The sequence below is a fragment of the Geobacillus sp. WSUCF-018B genome (assembly GCF_002809985.1).
GTDB classification, from domain to species: domain Bacteria; phylum Bacillota; class Bacilli; order Bacillales; family Anoxybacillaceae; genus Geobacillus; species Geobacillus thermophilus.
Genome location: NZ_PIJF01000101.1, coordinates 1 through 3,289, shown reverse-complemented (window position 1 = coordinate 3,289; position 3,289 = coordinate 1). Strand labels below are relative to the sequence as shown.

Here is a 3,289-nt window from a genome sequence, read left to right as displayed (position 1 = left end):
TGATCCGCTCACGCTCCATTCCAACGATTTTTCTTCCTTTTTCGACATAAGCCCCCTAAATCCCTGCCTCAGGGTGTACTTTTTTCACCGGCCTTCTAGGTTCGCCAAGCAGGAGTCATTCCCGTAAAGTCGCCGAAAGGTGCATTCTTCCGCTTGACGAAGGAAACAGCCGTTCAGTACACTGAAAGAAGTTTGAAAGAAAAGGTGATGAACGTGCGGATTGAAATTCAAGGACTGCCGAATCCGGAACGGTTTCAGCGCCCGCTTGAGGTGATGACCGAGCTGTTTTTCGAAGCGCCGGAGCTGTCGTTCGCGCCGCTTCCTGAGGCCGATATGGCCGCTATGTTTTCCGTCAAGGAAGACGGGGGCATCGCTGTTTCGGGGACGCTGCTTGACAAGACGTCGGGGCGCGTGGAGGAAGTAAGTCATGAACGCAGCACGCCGGCGGATGCTGACGGGAAAACGTACGAAAAACAGCTGAAAAACGCCGTTTTGCATGTCTATTTGACGTTGCTTGAGCGTTCTACCGGCCTCATTCAGCCGTGGGGCGTGCTGACCGGCGTCCGCCCGGTCAAGCTGCTTCATCAGCTTTTGCGCTCAGGCCTTTCGAAAGAAGAGGCGCATCGGAAGCTGGCCGAGGAGTACTTGGTGACTAAGGAGAAAATCGAACTAATGCAGGCGATCGTGGACCGCCAGCTCACGGTCGTGCCGGATTTATACGATTTGGCTCATGAAGTGAGCATTTATATCGGTATTCCGTTTTGCCCAACGAAATGCGCCTATTGCACATTTCCGGCGTACGCCATCAACGGCCGCCAAGGGTCGGTCGACGCCTTTTTGGCCGGCCTTCATTACGAAATGGAAGCAGTCGGCCGCTTTTTGCGCGAGCGCGGCATTCGCATTACGACGATCTACTACGGCGGCGGGACGCCGACGAGCATTACGGCCGACGAGATGGACCGGTTATACGCTCATATGTATGACGTATTTCCAGACGTCGACCGCGTCCGCGAAATCACGGTCGAAGCCGGGCGTCCGGATACGATTACGCCGGAGAAGCTCGAAGTGTTGAAAAAGTGGCGGATCGACCGCATCAGCATTAACCCGCAATCCTACATTCAGGAGACGTTAAAAGCGATTGGCCGCCATCATACCGTTGAAGAAACGATTGAGAAGTTCCACTTGGCGCGGCAGATGGGGATGAACAACATCAACATGGACTTAATCATCGGACTGCCGGGCGAAGGGCTTCCAGAGTTTACGTATACGCTTGAACAGACGGAACGGCTTCTGCCCGAGTCGCTGACCGTTCATACGCTGTCATTTAAACGGGCGTCGGAAATGACAAAGAACAAACAAAAGTACAAAGTCGCCAGCCGCGAGGAAGTGCAGGCGATGATGAAGGCGGCCCAGGAGTGGACAAAGGAGCACGGTTATGTCCCATATTACTTGTACCGACAAAAAAACATTCTCGGCAACTTGGAAAACGTCGGCTACGCCTTGCCGGGGCACGAGAGCCTATACAACATTATGATCATGGAAGAGCAGCAGTCGATCATCGGCCTTGGCTGCGGGGCATCAAGCAAGTTTGTCGATCCGAAAACGCGGAAAATCACCCGCCAGGCGAACCCAAAAGAGCCGAAAGTGTACAACGAGCATTTCGCCGAATATACGGAAGAGAAAATCAATATATTAAAGGAAATATTTGGATAAATAACAACACCCCGGGAACAACCCCGGGGTGTTTTGATTAGCGGTGAAATAAAATGAGCTTGCCGCTCGCGTTGACGCAACGGTGTGTTTTGTCCCAACAGCCGCGCTCGCGCAACTTTTGTTCACCGATTTTTTTCGCTTCTTCATCATTGGCGGCTTCAAACGTTTCATCAAGCAATTTTTCCCCGTCGCGCTCAAACGCGGTCAACGTATACGTTGGCATGTCACCATCTCCTTTCGCTGAATCATCATTCATTTCTCTTTCATTTAGAGGTTGAATCGACAAATTCCTGCTTTTATCTGAAACTTTTTTTTAGATGGCACGTTTTAATAGTGTGAGAGGAAAATTTGTTTTGTGTTGGGGGAATGTGGATGAGTTTGGAGATCATTGAGGTGACGAAACGGTTTGGCCAGGCGACGGCCGTCGACCATTTGACGTTGACGGTTCCGGAAGGGGAGATGTTCGGATTGCTTGGGGCGAACGGAGCGGGAAAAACGACGACCTTTCGCATGATTTTAGGCCTTCTGCTCCCGACGGAAGGGGTGATCCGTTGGCAAGGCGAACCGATTGATGACTCGAAAAGCCATCTGATCGGCTATTTGCCGGAAGAGCGCGGGTTGTACCCGAAGCTGAAAGTGCAAGAGCAGCTTCTGTATTTAGGGCGGTTGCGCGGAATGAAAAAGACGGATCTTCTTCCGGAAATCGACCGCTGCCCGGGCTGACGGATGAACAGATGGCGGAGCTTTCCAAACCGGTTCCGTTCCAAAAGGTGGCATTGGAAAAAAACGCGAAGACGGAAGAGGAGCTGAACGAAGCGCGCTCTCTCGTTTATGTCCTTCTGTTCGCGATGTATATGTTCGTTTTGATGTATGGCGGCATGATCGCGACGGAGGTGGCGACGGAAAAATCGTCGCGCGTGATGGAAATTTTAGTGTCAAGCGTCCCGCCAGTCCAACAGCTGTTTGGCAAAATCATCGGCGTTGCGCTTGTCAGCTTGACGCAATTTTTCGTGTTTTTCGCCGTTGCGTTCGCCGCGTTAAAAACGAGCGGACAGGAAGTGTGGCGTTTCCTCGGATTGGATCACCTGCCGGCCTCAATCTTTGTGTATGCACTCGTTTTTTTCTTGCTCGGTTACCTCTTGTACGCGGTGCTGTTTGCCGTGCTCGGTTCGCTCGTCAGCCGGGTTGAGGATGTACAGCCGGCGATTACGCCGGTCATGATGCTGGTTGTCGCTGCCTTTATGATCGCGATGTTTGGCTTGAATGCGCCAGAGTCGGCGTTCGTGACCGGCGCTTCGTTCGTTCCCTTTTTCGCGCCGATGCTCATGTTTTTGCGCATTGGCCTCGTTTCCGTGCCGGGATGGGAAGTGGCGCTTTGTCTTGCGCTTTTGGCGGCGACGATTGCCTTGCTCATTTATTTTGGCGCCAAAGTGTACCGAGGCGGCGTGCTGATGTATGGACGAATGAACATTTTCAAGGATGTGAACTACCCCCACTTAATTTTCTAGCGAAAATTTGAAGTGGGGGCTTCCAAAGAAGTTTGACTGCTTCAAGCAATCCTTATTCTTTGAGGCGT

The 3,289-nt window shown here is 52.1% G+C and carries 2 protein-coding genes and 2 pseudogenes; 3 read left to right on the top strand and 1 reads right to left on the bottom strand.

Annotation, left to right across the window (positions count from 1 at the left end; translation table 11 throughout):
• Positions 1 to 207 precede the first annotated feature (207 nt).
• Positions 208 to 1,713: a coproporphyrinogen III oxidase gene (locus tag CV944_RS16500; RefSeq protein WP_100664548.1), complete on the top strand. Its 1,506-nt coding sequence runs from the start codon at positions 208 to 210 to the stop codon at positions 1,711 to 1,713.
• 37 nt (positions 1,714 to 1,750) lie between these two features.
• Here the strand turns inward: CV944_RS16500 and CV944_RS16495 are convergent, their stop codons facing one another.
• Positions 1,751 to 1,936: a YhzD family protein gene (locus tag CV944_RS16495; RefSeq protein WP_015374028.1), complete on the bottom strand. Its 186-nt coding sequence runs from the start codon at positions 1,934 to 1,936 to the stop codon at positions 1,751 to 1,753.
• Positions 1,937 to 2,085: 149 nt separating this feature from the next.
• Between CV944_RS16495 and CV944_RS16490 the strand changes: the two are divergent.
• Positions 2,086 to 2,424, top strand: a pseudogene (locus CV944_RS16490) (ABC transporter ATP-binding protein); the annotation flags it as partial.
• 5 nt (positions 2,425 to 2,429) lie between these two features.
• Positions 2,430 to 3,221: pseudogene (locus tag CV944_RS16485) on the top strand (ABC transporter permease); the annotation flags it as partial.
• Positions 3,222 to 3,289 lie beyond the last annotated feature (68 nt).

Coding starts and splice junctions, on each gene's coding strand:
- CV944_RS16495 (WP_015374028.1), bottom strand. CDS start 1,936: ATGCCAACGTATACGTTGACCGCGTTTGAGCGCGACGGGGAAAAATTG.
- CV944_RS16500 (WP_100664548.1), top strand. CDS start 208: ATGAACGTGCGGATTGAAATTCAAGGACTGCCGAATCCGGAACGGTTT.